21 protein-coding genes and 3 pseudogenes are annotated in these 19,925 nt (G+C 32.4%); 18 read left to right on the forward strand and 6 right to left on the reverse strand.

Annotation, left to right across the window (positions count from 1 at the left end):
- Window positions 1-126 precede the first annotated feature (126 nt).
- From BR65_RS13900 to BR65_RS00600, 4 genes and pseudogenes are all read left to right on the forward strand, one after another.
- The gene (locus tag BR65_RS13900) at window positions 127-282 is read left to right on the forward strand and encodes a lipoprotein (protein ID WP_002360746.1); all 156 of its coding nucleotides are present in this window, start codon (window positions 127-129) and stop codon (window positions 280-282) included.
- A 15-nt stretch (window positions 283-297) separates the two neighbouring features.
- Window positions 298-450, forward strand: a pseudogene (locus tag BR65_RS13560) (heavy-metal-associated domain-containing protein); the annotation flags it as partial.
- A gap of 32 nt (window positions 451-482) precedes the next feature.
- Window positions 483-2,123 (forward strand): mercury(II) reductase, encoded by a 1,641-nt coding sequence (gene merA, locus BR65_RS00595; RefSeq protein WP_034536182.1) that lies wholly within the window; start codon window positions 483-485, stop codon window positions 2,121-2,123.
- Between the two features lie 241 nt (window positions 2,124-2,364).
- Window positions 2,365-3,414 carry an ISL3 family transposase gene (locus tag BR65_RS00600; RefSeq protein ID WP_010778038.1) on the forward strand — a complete coding sequence of 350 codons (1,050 nt, stop codon included), beginning with the start codon at window positions 2,365-2,367 and terminating at the stop codon, window positions 3,412-3,414.
- A gap of 95 nt (window positions 3,415-3,509) precedes the next feature.
- Here the strand turns inward: BR65_RS00600 and BR65_RS00605 are convergent, their stop codons facing one another.
- Together BR65_RS00605 and BR65_RS00610 are read right to left on the reverse strand one after the other, a co-directional pair.
- The gene (locus BR65_RS00605) at window positions 3,510-3,926 is read right to left on the reverse strand and encodes a membrane protein (RefSeq protein ID WP_034536183.1); all 417 of its coding nucleotides are present in this window, start codon (window positions 3,924-3,926) and stop codon (window positions 3,510-3,512) included.
- A gap of 6 nt (window positions 3,927-3,932) precedes the next feature.
- Window positions 3,933-4,130: a helix-turn-helix transcriptional regulator gene (locus BR65_RS00610; RefSeq protein WP_034536184.1), complete on the reverse strand. Its 198-nt coding sequence runs from the start codon at window positions 4,128-4,130 to the stop codon at window positions 3,933-3,935.
- 183 nt (window positions 4,131-4,313) lie between these two features.
- On the opposite strand from BR65_RS00610, the gene BR65_RS00615 reads away from it, so the two are divergent.
- From BR65_RS00615 to BR65_RS13405, 7 genes and pseudogenes are all read left to right on the forward strand, one after another.
- Window positions 4,314-4,523 (forward strand): helix-turn-helix transcriptional regulator, encoded by a 210-nt coding sequence (locus BR65_RS00615; RefSeq protein WP_034536185.1) that lies wholly within the window; start codon window positions 4,314-4,316, stop codon window positions 4,521-4,523.
- Window positions 4,520-4,942 carry a hypothetical protein gene (locus BR65_RS00620; protein WP_051932577.1) on the forward strand — a complete coding sequence of 141 codons (423 nt, stop codon included), beginning with the start codon at window positions 4,520-4,522 and terminating at the stop codon, window positions 4,940-4,942. The genes BR65_RS00615 and BR65_RS00620 overlap by 4 nt, the downstream gene beginning before the upstream one ends.
- A 170-nt stretch (window positions 4,943-5,112) precedes the next feature.
- Window positions 5,113-5,658, forward strand: a pseudogene (locus tag BR65_RS00625) (tyrosine-type recombinase/integrase); the annotation flags it as partial.
- Window positions 5,659-5,945: 287 nt separating this feature from the next.
- Window positions 5,946-6,596 carry an AAA family ATPase gene (locus BR65_RS14140; protein ID WP_034536186.1) on the forward strand — a complete coding sequence of 217 codons (651 nt, stop codon included), beginning with the start codon at window positions 5,946-5,948 and terminating at the stop codon, window positions 6,594-6,596.
- On the forward strand, window positions 6,577-8,304 hold the full coding sequence (locus BR65_RS00635) for an AAA family ATPase (protein ID WP_034536187.1): 1,728 nt from the start codon (window positions 6,577-6,579) through the stop codon (window positions 8,302-8,304). The genes BR65_RS14140 and BR65_RS00635 overlap by 20 nt, the downstream gene beginning before the upstream one ends.
- A gap of 173 nt (window positions 8,305-8,477) precedes the next feature.
- Window positions 8,478-8,684 (forward strand): hypothetical protein, encoded by a 207-nt coding sequence (locus BR65_RS00640; RefSeq protein ID WP_007723374.1) that lies wholly within the window; start codon window positions 8,478-8,480, stop codon window positions 8,682-8,684.
- A 103-nt stretch (window positions 8,685-8,787) separates the two neighbouring features.
- Window positions 8,788-10,524, forward strand: coding sequence for an ArdC-like ssDNA-binding domain-containing protein (locus BR65_RS13405; protein WP_051932578.1), 1,737 nt, complete (start codon window positions 8,788-8,790; stop codon window positions 10,522-10,524).
- 494 nt (window positions 10,525-11,018) lie between these two features.
- Here BR65_RS13405 and BR65_RS00650 read toward each other — a convergent pair whose 3' ends face one another.
- Both BR65_RS00650 and BR65_RS00655 read right to left on the reverse strand, forming a co-directional pair.
- Window positions 11,019-11,246: a hypothetical protein gene (locus tag BR65_RS00650; RefSeq protein WP_034536188.1), complete on the reverse strand. Its 228-nt coding sequence runs from the start codon at window positions 11,244-11,246 to the stop codon at window positions 11,019-11,021.
- Window positions 11,247-11,250: 4 nt separating this feature from the next.
- Entirely contained in the window at window positions 11,251-11,496 is a 246-nt protein-coding gene (locus BR65_RS00655; RefSeq protein ID WP_034536189.1) for a hypothetical protein, read from the reverse strand.
- A 267-nt stretch (window positions 11,497-11,763) separates the two neighbouring features.
- Here BR65_RS00655 and mobQ point away from each other — a divergent pair, with 267 nt between their 5' ends.
- Window positions 11,764-13,785 (forward strand): MobQ family relaxase, encoded by a 2,022-nt coding sequence (gene mobQ / locus BR65_RS00660; protein WP_051932580.1) that lies wholly within the window; start codon window positions 11,764-11,766, stop codon window positions 13,783-13,785.
- Between the two features lie 47 nt (window positions 13,786-13,832).
- On the opposite strand, the gene BR65_RS00665 is transcribed toward mobQ, so the two are convergent.
- Entirely contained in the window at window positions 13,833-14,612 is a 780-nt protein-coding gene (locus BR65_RS00665) for a nucleotidyl transferase AbiEii/AbiGii toxin family protein (protein WP_244877137.1), read from the reverse strand.
- Window positions 14,613-14,695: 83 nt separating this feature from the next.
- Window positions 14,696-15,316: a type IV toxin-antitoxin system AbiEi family antitoxin domain-containing protein gene (locus BR65_RS00670; RefSeq protein WP_034536192.1), complete on the reverse strand. Its 621-nt coding sequence runs from the start codon at window positions 15,314-15,316 to the stop codon at window positions 14,696-14,698.
- 152 nt (window positions 15,317-15,468) lie between these two features.
- Between BR65_RS00670 and BR65_RS00675 the strand changes: the two genes are divergently transcribed.
- The 6 genes and pseudogenes from BR65_RS00675 to BR65_RS00700 all read left to right on the forward strand — a co-directional run.
- Window positions 15,469-16,089 (forward strand): hypothetical protein, encoded by a 621-nt coding sequence (locus BR65_RS00675; RefSeq protein WP_034536194.1) that lies wholly within the window; start codon window positions 15,469-15,471, stop codon window positions 16,087-16,089.
- Window positions 16,090-16,225: 136 nt separating this feature from the next.
- The gene (locus BR65_RS00680) at window positions 16,226-16,819 is read left to right on the forward strand and encodes a hypothetical protein (RefSeq protein WP_034536195.1); all 594 of its coding nucleotides are present in this window, start codon (window positions 16,226-16,228) and stop codon (window positions 16,817-16,819) included.
- Window positions 16,820-16,837: 18 nt separating this feature from the next.
- Window positions 16,838-17,173 carry a CagC family type IV secretion system protein gene (locus tag BR65_RS00685; protein ID WP_023176439.1) on the forward strand — a complete coding sequence of 112 codons (336 nt, stop codon included), beginning with the start codon at window positions 16,838-16,840 and terminating at the stop codon, window positions 17,171-17,173.
- 16 nt (window positions 17,174-17,189) lie between these two features.
- Complete coding sequence (locus BR65_RS00690) at window positions 17,190-17,525, forward strand: hypothetical protein (protein WP_023176440.1); 336 nt, start codon at window positions 17,190-17,192, stop codon at window positions 17,523-17,525.
- An 11-nt stretch (window positions 17,526-17,536) separates the two neighbouring features.
- Window positions 17,537-18,205 (forward strand): TrsD/TraD family conjugative transfer protein, encoded by a 669-nt coding sequence (gene trsD, locus BR65_RS00695; RefSeq protein WP_051932582.1) that lies wholly within the window; start codon window positions 17,537-17,539, stop codon window positions 18,203-18,205.
- A 30-nt stretch (window positions 18,206-18,235) separates the two neighbouring features.
- Window positions 18,236-19,925, forward strand: a pseudogene (locus BR65_RS00700) (VirB4 family type IV secretion system protein); the annotation flags it as partial.

Genomic DNA, 19,925 nt, shown 5'->3' on the forward strand with positions numbered 1-19,925 from the left:
TTTGCTCATTTACTTGTATGGAAACAAAAAAATAGTTCAAAGAAAACGAAGAAGTTGTTATGGGTTAGTACAATCGTTTCTGGGGTAATGCTTATCTATACATTGTTCAGTCAGGGGATATAAGGCATGATGAAATATTTAATATATCTATTCATTATATTTGGATTGGTTGTTGTCCTTTCTGGGTGTGGTCAAAAAGCAGTTGAAGAAGGTTCAAAAACAAGTGAGGTTCCATCAGAAAACTTAGAATCTGTTTCGTTTAAAATAGATGGTTTTACTTGAGTATCTTGCGCTCTTACGGTGAGTTCCGCCGTTTCTAATTTAGAGGGTATTCAAGATATAGAAGTTGAAGGATCAGGAGAAACCCAACTTACATTTGATAAATCGAAAACTAGTTTAGAAGAAATTGAAGAAATAATTACTGATTTAGGGTATGAAATAAGGAAATAGGAAAATTTAAGATAAAACAGGAGGTTGAGGTAATGAATAAATTTAAGATAAATATTCAAGGAATGACTTGTACAGGTTGTGAAGAACATGTAGCCGTAGCACTTGAAAATGTGGGAGCTAAGAACGTTGAAGCTAGTTTTCGTCGTGGTGAAGCAGTATTTGAATTACCCGATGATATTGGGGTGGAAAGTGCAAAAAAGGCAATTGATGAAGCAAAATACCAGCCTGGAGAAATAGAAGAAGTACAATCTGAAGAAAAAATAGTTTTAGGTGATGAGGGAGACTATGACTTACTTATCATTGGTTCTGGCGGGGCTGCTTTTTCGGCTGCGATTAAATCGGTTGAATATGGGGCAAAAGTAGCTATGATTGAGCGTGGAACCGTTGGGGGAACATGTGTAAATATTGGTTGTGTGCCATCAAAAACACTTCTTAGAGCTGGGGAAATCAATCATTTGGCAAAAGTCAACCCATTTATAGGTTTACAAACATCTGCTGGAAAAGTGGAATTAGCTCCTTTAGTAAAGCATAAAGATGAGTTAGTAAGCGAACTTCGGAATCAAAAATATGTCAATTTAATTGATGAATATGGCTTTGAGTTAATTGAAGGTGAAGCAATATTTGTTGATGAAAATACAGTTGAAGTTAACGGGAAGAAACTTTCTGCAAAGCGTTTCTTAATTGCAACGGGCGTTTCTCCTTCCTTACCGCCGATTTCAGGACTTGAAAAAGTGGATTATCTAACAAGTACAACATTACTTGAATTAAAAACGGTACCAAAACGATTAACGGTTATTGGTTCAGGATATATCGGAATGGAACTTGGGCAATTGTTTCATAATTTAGGTTCAGAAGTCACGCTTATGCAAAGAAGTGAGCGACTTTTAAAAGAATATGATCAAGAAATTTCAGAAGCCGTAGAAAAAGCGTTAATTGAACAAGGTATTAACCTTGTAAAAGGGGCAACTTTTGAGCGTGTAGAACAAGAGGGGCAAATCAAAAAGGTTCATGTAACAGTAGATGGTAAGAAAAAAGTGGTGGAATCAGAGCAGTTACTTGTTGCAACAGGAAGAAAACCAAATACAGATGCTTTGAAATTAAGTGCCGCAGGGGTTGAAGTTGGAAAACGAAAAGAAATCCTGATAAATGACTACGCTAGGACAAGTAATGAAAAGATTTATGCTGCAGGCGATGTAACATTAGGACCTCAATTCGTTTATGTAGCAGCATATGAAGGTGGAATTGTTGCCGATAATGCGATTGGCGGATTAAATAAAAAATTAGATTTATCCGTTGTTCCTGGCGTAATTTTTACAAATCCTTCGATTGCAACGGTTGGTTTAACAGAAGAACAAGCAAAAGAAAAAGGCTATGAAGTAAAAAAATCTGTATTGCCTTTAGATGCAGTTCCAAGAGCAATAGTAAATCGTGAAACAACAGGCGTTTTTAAGCTTGTTGCCGATGCAAAAACTTCAAAATTACTAGGGGTTCATATCGTATCTGAAAATGCAGGAGATGTGATATATGCGGCGACATTAGCCGTTAAGTTTGGATTAACAGTCGAGGATTTAAAAGACAGCCTTGCACCATATTTAACAATGGCAGAAGGATTAAAATTAGCTGCTCTTACCTTTGATAAGGATGTTTCGAAATTATCTTGTTGTGCAGGCTAAGGGAACTTTTTTTACAATTCCCTATTCAAGTGAACCAGCTAATACTGTACTAAAGTGTGCAGTAGTTTAGCAAAGTCTACAAAAGGATTTCATACACTATTTTGCGATCACCCATTATATAAATGCTTTAAGGGATTTTCTAAGTGCATTTGTGGTCACAAAAATAATTTAACACTGATGATTTCGACATCAAATCTATATTTGATACCTTAACACCGCAGAGTAATAAAGGATGAACAATATGTCAGACTTATTATCCCTACCAGACATTAAAACAATAGAATCACCACAAGAAAATGAAACCGATATGATGTTTAAAGTTGAAGCAGCCGGACCACCTGAACGTTGTCCTGAATGTGGTTTTGACAAGTTGTACAAACACAGTTCAAGAAATCAACTAATTATGGATTTGCCCATTCGTTTAAAGCGAGTGGGCTTACAATTGAACCGTAGACGATACAAGTGTCGTGAACGCAGGACTATTTATGACATCAAGCCTAACCGTAACAAGGAAACAGGCATCCAACGTCTTTCAGAAATCAGTGACAGGACTTATATTGAGTACGTCACAATGGATATGTGGAAGCCCTACAAAGACGCAGTGAACACTATCCTTCCACACGCTAAAGTGGTCGTAGATAAGTTTCATGTAGTTAGAATGGCTAATCAAGCCTTAGATAACGTCAGAAAGTCTTTGAAAGCTCATATGAGCCAAAAAGAAAGACGTACCCTTATGCGTGAAAGGTTTATCCTTCTAAAGCGTAAACACGATCTAAATGAACGTGAATCATTCCTCTTAGAGACTTGGTTAGGTAATCTTCCTGCCTTAAAAGAAGCCTATGAACTCAAAGAAGAGTTTTACTGGATATGGGATACTCCTGATCCAGATGAAGGTCGTCTTCGTTATAGTCAATGGAGACACCGTTGTATGTCCAGTAACTCTAAAGACGCATATAAAGACCTCGTGAGAGCCGTAGACAACTGGCATGTCGAAATATTCAACTACTTTGATAAAAGGCTCACTAACGCTTATACGGAGTCAATTAACAGCATTATTAGGCAGGTAGAGCGAATGGGTAGAGGTTACTCGTTTGATGCCTTACGAGCCAAAATCCTTTTCAATGAGAAGCTCCATAAAAAGCGTAAGCCACGATTTAATTCAAGTGCTTTCAATAAAGCTATGTTATACGATACTTTCAATTGGTATGAAGTGAATGATCACGACATTACAGACAACTTTGGTGTCGATTTTTCCACACTTATTAAGAATTTGGAGAAGGGTGATTTATAAGCCCTTTTCCACCATGAAATCCGAATACCCGAAATTACATAAAGTCATGTATGTAGAACCTTGTTAAACCAAGGTTCTTTTTTTGTTATTATAATTTAATCTTGCTGTTTGGTACGTAGGTAATAAAGATAAATATATGGTATAAGAACAACAATAAATAATACTCCTCCTACGATTAATCCGTTTATTGAATCAGATTTACTAGAAAACGGCACAAAAATTCCAACTGCAATAGAGATAAGTGCAATAATAACAGTGGAGATACCGAGGCTTTTTTTAGGAGTTCTCTTAGGAGTTTCATGAGATACACTAATATCCATAGAGAAGAATAAACCGGCAGTAGTTGAAACAATAAAAATAAACCATAAGGGGCTTTCGAATACTGCTTCTGATCCTCTAGTAATCCAGTCATAGCCTAAGATGCCTAAGATACCTAAAGTTTGAATAGTATATGCACCTCTGATACTCTTTAAATTCTTTAATATTAAACGCTCATCTGTAATTTTTTTCATTTTATATTAGTCCCTTTCTTTCCAGAATAGTTCATCTAGTGTTTTATTGACGGCATAACATATTTTAAGACATAAATTTAAAGAGGGATTGTATTTACCTTTTTCAATTAAACTAATGGTTTGACGAGTGACATTTACTTTTTCAGCCAATTGTTGTTGTGTTAAATTTACCTGCACACGTGCAATTTTCACTCTATTATCCACAGATATAATGGACCTCCTTTGCTGTATCTTATAAAATATAGTAACATATATAAAACAATATTCAATATATATATTACAAAAACAACAAAACGCTAAATAAGCGTAAAGATATCTTTACGCTTATTTAGCGTTTTGTTATTATATATGTAAAGACATCTTTACTCTAATTGGGAGGTTTGATTAATGAAGGTGATTAATTATATACGAGAAATCCGAAAGGAAAAGGGAATAACTCAAATAAAAATGGCTGAAGATCTGCAAGTTACGCGTCAGACAATAAACGCAATTGAAAAAAATAAGTATAATCCTAGTCTAGAGTTAGCGTTAAAATTGATAGCCTATTTTGATTTACCAATCGACGATATATTTATTTTAGAGGAGGACAATAAATGAATACAAAAGATAAAAAAACAAGCAATAAACGATTAGCAAAATGGGGACCATACTTTATTATTAGCTGTACACTTATAGGTGCCATTTTGGGTTCGTTCCTTGTTTACTATTTTAAAGGCGAGTTTCCATATGAAGTTCTTACTGGTGGAATAGTAGCAACTCTCTTTTTGACAGTCATTGAAGTAATAAAGCAAAAGAAAAAGAAAAATAATGTCCCTGAAGCAGACGAACGTGTTATTAAAAACATTTCTCGTTTTTTTGCATATGCGTCACATATTTTTTTAGGTATTTTATTTATATCCCTAGGTGTTTTTACACTTTTAGGTAAAGAGTCTATTTCAATCTTTTATTTATGGATTCTTTTCTTCTCTTATATCTGGATTTCAGGAATAGGAGCACTCATTATTAAAAGAAAGTAGTCGAGTTTAAAATAATAATTAATTTTCATTGATACATGAAATTGTATAAAAACGTGTATCGGGAATCCTATTCCAATAGGGTTCTTTTTTTATATCACCCTCCAACACACGATTATGTGGTATAAAAAGCAAAATCATGTATCGCTTTTGTGAGAGGAGAGGGCTTTTAAATGAGTTACAACGTCCAGCCATTAAGAACACAACAAGAAATAAACGACTTTTTATTCTGTTTAAGGCGCAATAAAAACGCAGATAGAGACGTCTTTCTGTTTTTGATCGGCATTAATAGCGGTTTGCGCATGTCCGATATCGTTAAATTAAAGAAACAAGACCTGATTTCTTCCAAAAATCCTCGTATTGTCGAGAAAAAAACAGGGAAAACCCGCATTTTATATTTGAGTAATCTGCAGGACTTGATCCAAGACTATACAAAAGACTTAGAACCAGAGGATTATTTATTTCCAAGCACCAAAGGTGGCCATGTGGAAGTGAATACGGTCTATCAAATGTTTCAAAAGGTCGCTAAGCTGTTAGGAAGAGACGATATTGGGACGCACACGCTTCGTAAGACGTTTGGTTACCACTATTACAAGAAAACCAAAGACGTGGCGACACTGATGGAAATCTTCGGTCATAGCAGCGAGAAAATAACGAAGCGCTACATTGGAATCAATGAAGATGAAATTAGTGAAACCTTGCTTAACTTCAGATTAGGATTGTATAAATATTTGTTTTATACTTATTTATTTTTAAACATACGATTAAATATATTTGTTTTTTCTGAGTATATTTGTTCTGATTCAATAGATTTATTAGTATGATTTTCTAATTTTTCAATTGCAACTTTTAATTGACCGGATAATCTCATATTATACGAAGTAGTGACTTTTTTATTGAATTAGTTGGTTGCTTATTGCAAAAATTAATCCAAGTTATAAAGATAACAATTTTAATTTATTAATACTATGATAAACTGAAGGAAAAGTATTGTGAGGAAAACAACATGATAGAAAAAATAGATATTGGAAACTTCGGATCGTATTCCCAATTTAAGCATGACTCGAATATTGATTCTGTTTATAAAAAATTAAATGTTTTCTACGGGAAAAATTATTCAGGGAAAAGTACTTTTTCAAAAATAATTCAGTCATTTGAAAGAAATGAATTACCTGCTCATTATGAAGATATCCAATTTAAAATTACTACAGACGATATAACAAATAAAACTTTAACTGAAAAAAATGTGAATTCACATAATTTGAAAGTTAAAGTTTTTAATGCTCAATATATCCATAAAAATTTAAATTTCTTTTCAAATGAAGGTATAAATACTTTTACTCTATTAGGTGAACAGAATTTAGAGAACCAAAAAGAGATAAATGAACTAAACAAAATAAAGAGTGAAATACAAAATAACGATGTAAAAAAAAAAGATGATTTTACAATTTTAGAAGAAGAATTAAGAAAAAAAGAAAAATATTTGCATAGTAAAAAAGTAAAAATTGCTACAGAGATCAGACAAGACAATAATTTATTCATTGGTCATTATGACATCCGAAATTTGAATGAGGAAATAGAAAAAGAAAAAATAGTTGGTATACATAATAAATCAATTTTAAGTCCAGAAGTTATAAATGAATATAAAAAAAGATAAAAGAAGAAGAAAAAAATCTTTCCCAAAAATAATATTTCCAAATATCAATTATCAGGAATTGCTGAATGAAACTAATGGAATAATTAAAGAAACTATTATACCAAGCGTGATTATAAAAGAATTTCAAGATAATCCTCAAAAGCAACAATGGGCAAAAAATGGTATGGAGCTTCATAAAGAAACAGATATTTGTTCTTTTTGTGGTAATGAACTCACAAATAATCGTTACGAAGAACTAGATAATTTTTTTTCTGATAGTGTTACAATACTTGAAAAAAAGATATTAAAATTTAAAGAAAAACTGGTAAATGAGAAAGAGAAACTTTTATCTTTGGAGCCCTTATCAGAAAAAGATTTCTATATTGAATATCAAAGAAATATAAAAGAATTAAATTATAATATTCAACAAGAAAAAACTATAGGAATACTATTTATAGAAAAACTTATTACTGTAATTGATAAAAAAAGTAACTCTCTTTTTCAAAAAATTGAAGAAATTGAAGAAGACTTACCTAATGGTTTTTATCTAGAAACTGAGGGAATTAATGATATTTATAAAAAAATATATTTGAAAAATAACCAATCAGCTCAAAATTTAGACGAAAAAAAAGATGAGTGCAGAAAAGAACTTAGAAAAGATGTTATTAATGATAAACTTTCTCAGATTGAGTATGAAGATAATAATTATTATGACTTAAACCAAAGGATAGATGTATTGAAGGAACAATTAGTAGAAGAGAAGAAAATTCTTCAAGAATCAGATGAGAAAATTGAAACTCTAAGTAAAAAGATAGAAAAATTAGGAAAAAATCAAAAAAATGAAAAAAATGCTGCAAACCAAATAAATACGTACTTAAATAATAGGTTAGGGCAGGATGAACTTCATTTAGATATAAATAAAGATAAAAATAACCAGTATTCATTTGCTATTTTTAGACAAGGAAATCCAGCTTATAATTTAAGTGAAGGTGAAATGACACTTATTTCATTTGCTTATTATTTAGCTAGTTTAAAGACGTTGTCAGAAGACGAGAGAAAAAAAGTAATAATAGTTATTGACGATCCAATTTCTAGCTTAGACGAAAATAATATATTTTATATATACAGTCTTATTTCTGGCGAAATTATTTCAAAAGATTCTGACCAAATATTTATAACCACCCATAATTTAGATTTTTTAAAATATGTTATGAGATATAAAATTAATGCAAAACAAACTAAATATTTAATTATAAATAAAAGTAAAGAAGAAAATGGAAATTGGAGAAGTTCCATTACTCAAATGCCTAAATATATGTCTAGTAAAGTAACAGAATTTAATTTTCTTTTTGAGCAAATATATACAGTAGCTAAAGATGATATAAACGATAAAAATTACAATGTATATTATAATTTCCCTAATAATGCTAGAAAATTTTTAGAAGCACTATTATTTTTTAAATATCCAAGCTATATAGATGAAAAAAATGATAGCCTATGGAGATTTAAAAAATTCTTTGGAGAAGGTATAGAAGAGACTTTTATAAACAGAATTAATAATGAGTATTCACATGGCATGGATAGATTTGATAGAGTATCTCAAAAGCTTAATTCATCAGAATTTAGTAAAGATGCAACTCTGATTTTGAGAACTATAAAATCAAAAGATTACGATCAATATGAAAGTTTTCTTAACAATTCTAAGTTATCAGATTGTAATTGGAATTAGTTGTTTAACTCATTAGTTAACATAATCACCATTAACAAAAGTACTCATAACCCTAATTAATTTTATAACTAATATTTTCTGAATCATAAAAGCTAGTTGTAGGCATATTTTTAGCCCTATAACTAGCTTTTATTTATGCTTAAAGAAGAATAAACAAGAAAGGTGGGATGATTATGTCTGATCGTTTAGCGTTAGCTTTAAGAGTTTTAGAAGGGAATAAAGTTCTTGTTTACCTTCCTGAAGAGAAAAAAGAAGTAGAAATTCTGGTAGAAGAGTATATTTTTGCAGATCTGAAAGAAAATATAAGTAATGAAGAAGGCTATTATTTACTTTTAGAAACAGAATCTGATGGAGTTGTTGAGCATGGAGAACTCATCTAATACATTTCATAAATGGTTATTGAAAACACTACACGAGAATGAGTTAATGTTGGAATTAAAGGATATAACGCTAAAAAATGAGCTTCAGCATAGTTCATAATTTTTGAACGATTTCTTAGTCGATGATTGGTTTAGTAGCGAAGAGGGTACTACTATTGCCGATCAAGTTGAAATTAATTTAGACAGACAAAGGGAAAATCATCTTCAGAAAGATTTTCCGTTATTTATAGCAGGAAATCTTGAATTAACGGTTTCAAAAAGTACAAAGAATAAAATGTATCAAGTTACAACGTTTAATCATACAGGAGCATTATCAGATCATCAGGAGAATTCATTAAAAGGCTGTTTGAAGTATTTAAAAGAATTAAATACCTATCCTTTAGATAAACACCTGTCAAGCTACTTTAGCCAAGAGGGGAGTATAGCAATGGCCAACCAGTATAAAAAAAGTTCAGAAGCTGAAAAGAAGAAAGAAATTGACCAACTAACCGAAAAAATGACTACACAAGTTCAAACTTATACAGAAACACCTGAACAGATGACGGAATTACTTGATTTTATGAGCCAGTTCAGAGATTACTCTATCCGGAATCAATTCATGATTCGCTCGCAGCATAAAGGAGCAAATGGAGTAGCATCCTATCAACGATTTAAAGAATTAGGCTTTCCAGTTCAAAAAGGAGAAAAAGGGATTAAAATTTGGGTTCCAATGACTGTTACCCAGTTTAAAACTAAAGATGGTGAATGGAAAAATCAAACGAAAGCAACGATAGAAGAAAAGGAATGGATAAAGAAAAATCAGTCTACAGATAACGTCAAAACATTTACGCGTTTTAAGTTAGGGACGGTTTTTGACGTGACACAAACACACGCGAAACCAGAAGATTATCCAGCTATTTTCCCAAATAAAAAGAATCAGTTTGATTTTGGAGGGAAAGACTTAGATTTATTGAATCAATCACTACTGGAGTATTCAAATAGCACTAATATTCCAATAATTAAAGAGCCGTTTCGTGATTCGGCTGCTAAGGGGTATTATATGCCGTCTACACATTCTATTACCCTTAATACTAAAAATACAGAAACCGAGAATGTACACACGTTAATTCATGAATTAGCACATGCTGAGATGCATAATAATAAAAAAATGAAAAATAAAGAGTTAACTATGCAGGCAGCTCCTGTTCTTGAATACCAAGCAGAAATGACAGCGTATGTAGTAGGGAAATATTACGGACTAGATACAGAAAATCATTCCTTACGGTACATATCCAATTGGACGGATAATTTAGAAAAAGTTGAGGATAAAATAACCTCTTTATCAGAAGTGAAAAAAGCTTCTGGAAAATTAATTGATCAACTAGATTTGATTATTGAACAAACAACCGAAAGTAAACAAGTACTGATCCCCGACAAGGACGAAGTGATTGCTAAAAAGTTAGGATTTTTGACAGATCAAAACAATCAAAATCAATACAATCAATTGAAAGATACAACTCTTAAAATAAACACCATTCAACCGTTAAAAAATAACCCTAACGGTAAGTTAACTCTTTATTCGATTGAACTCGTCTCTAAGGAACAGACATTTGATTATGTTATGGCTACGGGTAAAGATAAAAAAGAGATTGCAACCACTTGGGTAGGAGAAAAGACAGCTGATGAATGGTTAAAAGAAGACGTTAAATATCGCGTGTTAGATAAGGATCTGAATCAAGAATTGAATACGGAAAAAATAAAGGATTTAATTAAACTAGCCGAAAATGAAAAAGTACCGATGAATATTTTTTCAACTCAATTTAACACTGATACTAAGAAAGTATCTTCTCCATCATTATGAAAATAATGATTAATTTAAAATTAAATGAGTAAGGTTAAAAGGATGGAATAACTGTTACCAATCAGTTATTCCATCCTTTATTTTTTTTATTGCTATCAAAGGATTGAAAAAAACTGAATGTATCCTTTTATAACTATATGTAAAATTTTAGATGGGTTTCGCGTATTCATTGTGTAGTAGTAAGTTAATTGTCCGACTTACTACTACCATCTAATGAATGTATTTAAACGTATACTAATTAATGAGAATTTAACCATTCATGCCCTTTTTCTTGAGCTTCTTCTTCAGTAAATTCATCCATATTTTGAAACATAGCATCCCATAATTTATCAGCTTGATCTTTATCTCATTTAAGATCTTTTCAAGCCAATAACATATAACCTAAAGCTTGTTTATTAGTCATTCTTAATCATCAATTCTTGTTTTTTTAAATACCTTTCTTCTACATTATAACTTTTAAAATTAATTTTCTTAATTTTTTAAAGAGTAGTTAACTATTTAAATTTATTAGTCTTATTCGCATTCACATAACTTGAAAACATCTTTAATAATTCTTCTGTTTCTGCAACTGATAACTGTTCACATTCAAAATAATTTTCTAGTAAAGCGCCTTTTTGAATGAGTCTTCTCGTTCGTTCTTTTCGTTCCTTTTGAGAGTCTAATTGAATGGATCGTTCGACTCGATTGATTTCTTGTTGCAGTTGTTTAAAGTGATTACTCATAGGTTTAACCTACTGTAGGTGAATCAACTGAATTACTAGAATTTAAAGATTGATCTTCATTCATTAAATCATAGCTATCTTTTAAATTACTTACAAATTCTTTTATTTCATTTTTTGTTAAAGATTCGTAGTTTAAATCAAATTGGCTAATCAATTCTTTTCCTAAAGTATTTTCAATTTTTTCTTTTTCCTCTAATAACTCTTTTTTTAATTTTTCAATTTGTTCTAATTTTTTTGAAATGTTTGTCATGGTGTGTTTCCTCCCTTAATCTTTAAATAACTATACAAACTAGTATGACAGAAAGATAAATAATTGTAAAAGAAAAAGCAAGGTGGTAAAATAGTCCCTGTAAAGGGCGCACTTATACACGATTATTTCCGAAGGAAATAATCGTGTTATGCTCGAATTCCAATGGATTACTTATTCGCTTATTGCTCCCATCTAATTCATTGGGTGTGTGATAAAATTCGCTCTCGCTCATGTTAAGAAAGTAAGACCAGAAAGGAGATAATTTTTATGGCTATTTATCATTTATCTGCTCAATTGATATCAAGAGGAAAAGGACAGTCTGCTATTTCAAGTGCAGCTTATCGGTCTGGTGAAAAATTGTACAGTGAGCGCTATGGGGAAACAAAGTATTACCGCAGAGATGTTCAACCCGTAACTTTTCTATTGAAGCCTAATTATGCTCCTGAATGGTGTTTGAATCGTGAACAATTGTGGAATGAAGTAGAAAAAATTGAGAAGTCTAGTCGTGCTCAGTTGTCTAGAGAATTTAATGTAGCTTTACCCATTGAATTATCAAATTCAGAACAAGAAAAATTAACATTGAATTATTGTCAGAAAAACTTTGTTGATCATGGAATGGTGGCGGATATTTCAATTCATAGAGACGATGAAGTGAATCCTCATTTTCATGTCATGTTAACGACAAGACCTTTCACTAATGACGGAGAGTGGGCAGCAAAATCTAAAAGAGAAATATTGACTGATGAAGAAGGTAATGTACTGTATTATCCTAGTGGAGATAAAAAGAGCCGAAAGATTCGATCAACGGATTGGGATACAAAAGAACGGATGCAAATATGGAGAGAAAGTTGGGCTACTATGGCTAATCATTCTCTAAAAGAAAATGGAATTAATCAAAAGATCTCCGAAAAATCTTACGCTGATTTAGGTGAAGAAAAACAGCCTACCATTCATGAAGGATTTGTTGCTAGAGAGATGGAAGCCAAAGGAAAAAATAGCGACCGTATTCAAATCAATAAAGAAATTAAAGAGTCTAATGCAAAGGCAGCCATTGTTTATACGTTAAAAAAAGACGCTGAAGAAATAAAAGATACGGAGACGATTGTTCGTTCTCTTAGTCCAACAGAAAAGAAAGAAATTACTCGTTTATCAAAAGAACTGAAGACGTATATTTCATTTGATCAGATCGAAGATAAGAAGCGAATGCTGAACAATTGGTCAAATTCTGCGAGAGTAAACAATCTCTTTAAAGAAGACACGAAGACGTTGAATTTGATTGAGTCTCAAATGGAATTAGTAGAGAAAGCAGATAGCCTCATTTTAAAAGAATCTGAGCGATTACTTAAAAACTACTATCCAACCATAGATCAAAAGAACTTATCTGATTATCAGGTGAAAACTTTAGCGAATCGAACGGTAAAAGAGGACCGCGTGATCCAACCAGAAGAAGTAGAAAAGATACTGGAACATTCTAACCAACAAGAACTGTATCATGAAGTATCAAAGGTTGTTAAACGTCCTTATGATTCCTATTCAGTCTATGAAGAAAAAAACAAGCTGTTGAATCAAACGGTAGTGTCCATTGTAGAAAAATACCAGGTGGATTTCAAGGATGCAAAAACAGTAGAAAATCTTCCGGATACGGTTTACACGACATTAAAAAATAGTATCAAAGAGCAAGAAAGAAATAAGATTGCTATGAAAGTGATTCAAAACTATTATGATGACAAAATTTCTCGAATATTTCCTTCTTTAGAACTGGATGATCAAGATATTCCGACTAAAGAACTCTTTTCTAAAGCCATTGATTACTATGGAGATCAATTGACAGTTGACAATTTAATTCACTTAAAAGAAAGACCGCTGATTAAGTTTACACTAGAAGAACAACACATCGCAGTCGCGTACTTTACCGACTATGGAAAAGCTGGAAATCTCAACAACGATGAATCTATAGACGTTTCTTCTTTAACTATGAGTGAGGAATTGAAGACTATCCTAATAGATAGACCAGATTTGCACGATTTATTGCTCAATGAGTGTATCGAAACGGGAGTACTGACTGTAGAGCAAGCTGATACATTAAAAGAACAAAAAACGAGTGAATTTTCTTTTTCTCAACAAAAATCTATGCCTTCCAGTCAATTGTTGAACTATTTATTTAGACCTCAACAGTTAGATCAAATTCTGGCTTCATTAGATTACGAAGAAAGAGAAAAATTACGAGCGCTAGAAAAAGAACTGAAGAAAAAGAAACCTAAACGTTCTTTTAAAGGTCCAAAGCGTTGAAATAAAAGAATAAGGCAAAAATAGAGTACCTACACAAGGTAGATACTCTATTCAATAGAATTATTTATTGGAGGATTAGTGTACACAAAGGTTAACAAATGATGTAAGGCGTCACATGCCTCGTCAAAACTTAAGTTATTCGTATAATCCGTCTTATTTTGATAATTAGACCAGATTTGTCTCATTTCATCATTGGTTCGTATAAACTCCAACGTTTTTATATAATCTCGCATAATATTAGGTGTATTTCTCTTGTTACAAGTGGCGGTTAGGGCTTTTCTTAATAAATCATAGTCAATTCGACTAGGTTCTAATTTACTTAACATATAGACATCATAGAAATCTCTAGCTCGGGTATTGAACACACCACGATAGTAAATTGTTTGGATTTTTTCTGCTAAAATTGTTTCTATAGGGTAAGAAAGGATAGAAATTTCTTCTTCCTCAAACATTAATTTATGTTTATAGTGAATTTCTTTTGGAATAATGATGTCACCGGTTGTAATGTCTACTTTTATCGGAATAGCCATTGTTTGCAAACTGGCAACTATAGCTACTCTATAACCCGGATAGTCATCTTCTTCACGAATTTCTTGAATAGTTTGGAACTCGAATTGAATGTGATCTCCTATATCTAACTCACATAGCTCTAAGAATATCGTTTTTAGCACATCGGATGAAACAGTTGTACCGGTAATAGTCGTATCAATGTCCATAGTGGTCCGTTTGTCTACTCCAATAAGAGAACCAATCAAAAATCCACCTTTTAAAATAAAGGAATGCCTATATTTTGATTTACTGATTCTGACTAACATGCGTTCCAACATATAATTTCTCATAAGCATTTGTGCGTCTATTTGTTCTTTTTGAGCTTTATTTTTAATCTTAGTTTTCAACTGAATAGGGGTTTTTATACTAACACCTCCATATATTTTCTTAAGTCACGATCTACTTTAAATAGTTGTGCGTATTGCATTAATTTGATAAGATCTTTATCTTCTGTTGTTAAATAACGTTTAAGGGCATTAATTTGAACATCTTTATCAGTCCGATTGTTTTTTGAAAAGATGTCACAAATGGTTCTTTCCCTATCATAGACACGAATTGAGTTTCCATGTGGACTTTTCATAGTCATTAATCCAATTAAATAGTTGTCTCTTCTACTATGTTTAGCTAAGATATTATTTTCCTTTAAAGAAGGATTATTGTATCCCCTTGGAAAGGTCATATGGTAATCGAAAGGGGTCACATCAGTTAAATCATGAAGATAGAGAGCTGTTTCATGAGAATAAATGCCTTTTTTAAATCTTTTTTGCAAAATATAGTATTCATCAGGAAATTGATCAATCGCAACGTAAGAACCTGGACCAACTTTTTCTAAAATATTTTCATGGAATAATTTGAGTACATATTCTTTATGAATACCAGCCTTTTTAGCGTCTTGAAAAGTAACGGTCCCATTTTGCTCTTTTATCAATTGCAACAATAGTTTTGTTTTTGAATGTTCTTCTTTGTCTTTTATTTGCGTCATAAGCTCACCTCTTTTTGACGATTATACTACAATTATAACTTTTTGTAGTATAATCGTCAAACTAAGGATTTTAAATAGAATTTATCAATAAAAAGACCTGAGTTCAATGGTATAATGATGCGACTACTATCATTTGGAAAAGAGGTGTACTATTGAAAATTGGTTTGTTGCTTACCCGCGAGATTTATCAAGAATTAGAGAGACGCGGCCATTATCTAGGAATTTCTAAGACTTCTACTGTACTGTTGCATTTAGTCCTCTATGCAACTCAATTTAAAGAGGTGACCAAAGAAGAACTAGAAAATGAATTAGACAAGATTGAGGTAAGTCATCAGCAATTACAAGTCGAAATAAGTGACGTTATCCTTTTGAAGTATGACAATAGAAAAATGTATCTTTTAACCGTCAGAAAGTATTTATCCGCTTATTTAAGTTATGTTGTCAATCATACTAATTGGAAAAGTGAAGAAAAATCAGTTTTTAAAGCAGTCTCCACAACTTGTCTGTCACAAGAAACAGTCAATCAGTTAGCTTTATTTAAAGAACAAACGGGAATCCCGAATACAGCTCTTTTAAATTATGCTTTTACTTTAGATTATAGTGCACCTTCTGCTGAATGGGTTAGTAAAGAAAGTGATCGTGTTCAGCAAGGGATACAACTGACTAAATCAAGTTCTAAAAGGATTCAAGAACTATCAGATGAAACAGGTTATCCTAGAAATATCGTGCTTGAACAGCAATTAATAAAATTATTAGAGAATATAGTTAAATGAATGAGCAGAAGATTAGAAAAATTGATGTATGAAAGTTATCATATAAAGATAGATGAAAAAATCTATTTTTATATAATAACTTTTTTTGTTTTTTATGAAGGGAGGAAAAGGTATTTATATTGAAAAATGGTCTGGTATGAAAGAGAATTCTTCTATTTTACACAATCGACAAAAGGGAGTGATCCTAGACAAACAGTCCGTAACTCTTAGTCATTCAAAGAAAGAAGAACTGTTGAGAGAACAAGGAAAACCACTGGAAGCACTCAGAAAAGAAATCATTAAAAAGGAACTTTCACCAAATGTTGAGACGCGTTCTTATCTATTTGAACGATTTTTACAGCAGAATGGAAAGCCAGAACTTGTTGAAGAAGCAAGAACAGTAAAGATAGAAGAGTACGCCACTAAGCCTAATCAAGTCATGAGTGAACTTTCCTTTATTGGAGCGAGTCTTGCAGAAGGCTTTTTAGATTTTTATGGCATCCAATTAAGTAATGTAGTTGAAAAATATGAAAAGAGGCTACATATTATTGAGCTTGAGTCATTGGATCAAAATGAAAGTGGATTTTATATTGGGAAATTTACTGAAGGAAGTCTTGCTATCGTTTCTCCTCGTTTAGATTCTGAAGAACAAGCACAACAAAAATTATCGGATTTTTTAACTATGAAACAAAAACGACAAAAAGACTACTCACAATTAGAACTTGAACAACATTCAACCGACAAAGACTAAAGTGAAAGAAGGGTTTTTATGTTTAAGAAAAGAAAATCAAAAGTTGTTTCGGCAATCATGGCAACAGGATTAACGGTGATGAGTCACCCAGCTATTGTTTATGGGGCATCAGCTGGACAAGTAGAAGCTAAATTGCAAAATGCGGGAGATATTGTACAAGGCATATTAACAGGGTTAGTGGTACTTGTAGGAACAGTCGTTGGATTATTCATTATTATCAAACGGATGCCTGCAGCGGACAATCCGCATGAAAAAAACGAAGTTTATCAAGCTGTTGGTCGAGTAGCGGGCTTAGTTGCTTTAGCTGCAGCCATTATTTGGTTGTTGCCATGGGTTTATAGTTTATTTGTATAGAAAAGAAGGGATTTAAATGGCTAAAAAAGGGAAGGAATTTATTTTTCCAGATAACGTCAATTCAACTTATGGGGCTTTTCTAGGACTGTCATTAAAGGAACTTGCGACTTATGTCTTACCCATTAGTGTCTTTGGGTTAGTGTTGTTGGCTATCCCACCCTATAATTTATGGTTATTGGGTGTAAAGCTGATCATTATCCTATTACTGTTAACTTTAGCATTCGCACTGATTAGTGCAAAACCGGTTAAGCACCGCCAAAATATTACTATGCAGGATTATTTAACGCATAAAAAAAGTTATCGCTTTAGACAAAAGCGATTTTATATCAAAAAAAGAAAACCAATGGATTAGGAGGGCGAAACGTGTTTCCTTTCAAAATAAACCAACGTAAAAAACCAATAGACGATTACATCTTTCGCTATGAACCAAAAAAATTGGACACAGGAAAGCAAACGTTACAAGATATGTCGTTGATTCAGGCACAATATCAAGACTTTTTAATTACAAAAACAGGTTATCTAGTCGCTTTGATTGAAGGTTCCGGGGTTAATCTGGATTTGCTAAATGAACTTGAACAAGAAGATGTTTTTGACGAATTCAATGCCTTTTTAATGTCAACTATTGGTGAAGGCGATACGGGAGAAGTGCAACAGTATTTAGATATGACGACGCCAGTCGCTTTTGACGACTATGTGTTGTATTGGAAGAAACGCTATTTAAAAGTAAAGGAAGAACAACCGATCAATCAAGCAAAGATTACCTTAATCGCAAGTTATGTGGATTACTATCAAAACTTACAATTGACGAATCAAATGAGTACAAAAAAGCATTTAATCGTGATACGACAAAAAATAAAGGATAAAAAACACTCGAGCCTTGAATTGGCTGCCACTAATCTTCATGAAAAAGTAACCCAATTTATCAAAACATTGGAGAATAGCCTAGAAAACTACGATATGGAAGCCAGGCAATTATCCTCTATGGAATGTCGGAAAACCCTGAAACACCTCATGAATTTTTCCAATCATTAAGTTAAGGCTTCCAGAAGGGAGGGGAAACGTGTGTATTTTGGAAAGAAACGCACCAAAGAAGAACGTGATCAATCACCAGTCAAAAAAGTAGAAACGGAAAGTTCATTGGATTCCTTTTTAGATAAGAGCAGTTTAGATGTGGTCTATCCGTTTTCTTGGGAGGAATTTCCTGATTATATTGAAAGTGGCGACAACTTTATTCGCGTTATAGTAATCGTGGATTACCCTAAAGTTCAATATGGCAATTGGTTATCAGAACTCAAACGAAAAAAAGGAAATATTACGATTTCTCAGTTCTTACAGTCGTCGAGTTCAACAAAAATGATACACCACTACAACGAAACGATTAAGAATAAGGAAGCAGAACTATTAAAGATTTACGATCCATTAAAACGAAAACGTTTAGAGCAACAAATTGAAACCGCAAATCGGCAATTGGATAAATACTTACAAAGCAACTCCAGTTTCATTTATCAATACACGTACATTTACTTAAATGCTTCAACGTTAGAAGTCTTGAATGACTTGACTGAAAATATCACTAAAACGCTTATTAAATTACAAATGAAATCTATGATACCAGTAAAAGGCATGTATCAAGCTTTTTGGAGTGCCCTTCCCATTGGCGAAAATTTATTAGGGGATTATACGTATAAAGAATCGAATACAGAAGTAGCGTCTAGTATGTTTCCTTTTGACGACGCTGAGATTCTTCATTTATCACCCAGGAGCGACGTTGAAGGCATTAACAAAGACACAAACAGTCTCATTGCTATCGATTACTTAGATCGTAAAAATACGCTGAATCAAAACATGGTCGTTATTGGAACCAGTGGAGTCGGAAAAACGACGTACATGACTCAAAAAATATTACGGTATGTCGCTCGAGACATTAAAGTTTTTATTATTGATCCTGAGAATGAATATTCACAAATAGTGGAACACTTAGGTGGGACAGTCGTTCATTTATCGTCAAATGCGCAAACTAAAATCAATCCTTTAGAAATTTTCTCAGAAGAAATCAGCGAGAATAGTGAAAGTTTGACGATTGATTTAAACCTCTTAGTGAAAGATAAGATTCAACGGGTAAAAGGCTTTTTTCAAGTATTAAAACCCGATATTACTCAAGTAGAGCAAGCCGTACTGGATTCTGTTTTACGCAATACGTATATGAATGCAGGTATTTTTAAGTATTCCAATATTTCGGAAATCAAATCAGAGCAATACCCACTTTAGAGAATGTCTTTAATGAAATTGAAAAATTAAAACAAAACGATCCAGACCGGTTTAAGGTTTTAAACGATTTTTATTATATTTTAGAAAGTTATGTTCATGGTTCAACGACGCTTTTCAACGGACACACAAATATAAATATTAATGCTAACTTGTTGTCATTTGATTTGAAAGCTCTACAAAATGAAGCAGATGTTCAAGCAGCAGCGTATCTCAATACATTTAGTTTCTTATGGGATGAAATCACTAAAAACAAGAATGAAAACATTAAATTAGTGGTCGACGAATTTCATTTTTAACTCAAAATCCAGAAGCCGCACAATTCTTTTATCAAGCGTATAAACGGTTCAGAAAGTACAATGCAGGAGCCATTGCTGGACACAACAGATTCAAGATGTCCTTGAAGGACCATGAGTGACAGTAAAAATGTTGGAGAGGCCATTATCGGAAACAGTTACACTAAAGTCTTTTTTGGATTAGATGATAA

The sequence above is a fragment of the Carnobacterium inhibens subsp. inhibens DSM 13024 genome, from assembly GCF_000746825.1.
Lineage (GTDB): Bacteria > Bacillota > Bacilli > Lactobacillales > Carnobacteriaceae > Carnobacterium_B > Carnobacterium_B inhibens.

Bases quoted from the DNA above. Each gene is read 5' to 3' on its own strand.
- BR65_RS14140 (WP_034536186.1), top strand. From the start codon at position 5,946: ATGATAGAAAAAATAGATATTGGAAACTTCGGATCGTATTCCCAATTT.
- mobQ (WP_051932580.1), top strand. From the start codon at position 11,764: ATGGCTATTTATCATTTATCTGCTCAATTGATATCAAGAGGAAAAGGA.
- BR65_RS00685 (WP_023176439.1), top strand. From the start codon at position 16,838: ATGTTTAAGAAAAGAAAATCAAAAGTTGTTTCGGCAATCATGGCAACA.
- BR65_RS00655 (WP_034536189.1), bottom strand. From the start codon at position 11,496: ATGACAAACATTTCAAAAAAATTAGAACAAATTGAAAAATTAAAAAAA.
- BR65_RS00680 (WP_034536195.1), top strand. From the start codon at position 16,226: ATGAAAGAGAATTCTTCTATTTTACACAATCGACAAAAGGGAGTGATC.
- BR65_RS13900 (WP_002360746.1), top strand. From the start codon at position 127: ATGATGAAATATTTAATATATCTATTCATTATATTTGGATTGGTTGTT.
- merA (WP_034536182.1), top strand. From the start codon at position 483: ATGAATAAATTTAAGATAAATATTCAAGGAATGACTTGTACAGGTTGT.
- BR65_RS00615 (WP_034536185.1), top strand. From the start codon at position 4,314: ATGAAGGTGATTAATTATATACGAGAAATCCGAAAGGAAAAGGGAATA.
- BR65_RS00600 (WP_010778038.1), top strand. From the start codon at position 2,365: ATGTCAGACTTATTATCCCTACCAGACATTAAAACAATAGAATCACCA.
- BR65_RS00670 (WP_034536192.1), bottom strand. From the start codon at position 15,316: ATGACGCAAATAAAAGACAAAGAAGAACATTCAAAAACAAAACTATTG.
- BR65_RS00635 (WP_034536187.1), top strand. From the start codon at position 6,577: ATGAATATAAAAAAAGATAAAAGAAGAAGAAAAAAATCTTTCCCAAAA.
- BR65_RS00690 (WP_023176440.1), top strand. From the start codon at position 17,190: ATGGCTAAAAAAGGGAAGGAATTTATTTTTCCAGATAACGTCAATTCA.
- BR65_RS00605 (WP_034536183.1), bottom strand. From the start codon at position 3,926: ATGAAAAAAATTACAGATGAGCGTTTAATATTAAAGAATTTAAAGAGT.
- BR65_RS00640 (WP_007723374.1), top strand. From the start codon at position 8,478: ATGTCTGATCGTTTAGCGTTAGCTTTAAGAGTTTTAGAAGGGAATAAA.
- BR65_RS00650 (WP_034536188.1), bottom strand. From the start codon at position 11,246: ATGAGTAATCACTTTAAACAACTGCAACAAGAAATCAATCGAGTCGAA.
- BR65_RS00665 (WP_244877137.1), bottom strand. From the start codon at position 14,612: ATGTTGGAACGCATGTTAGTCAGAATCAGTAAATCAAAATATAGGCAT.
- BR65_RS00620 (WP_051932577.1), top strand. From the start codon at position 4,520: ATGAATACAAAAGATAAAAAAACAAGCAATAAACGATTAGCAAAATGG.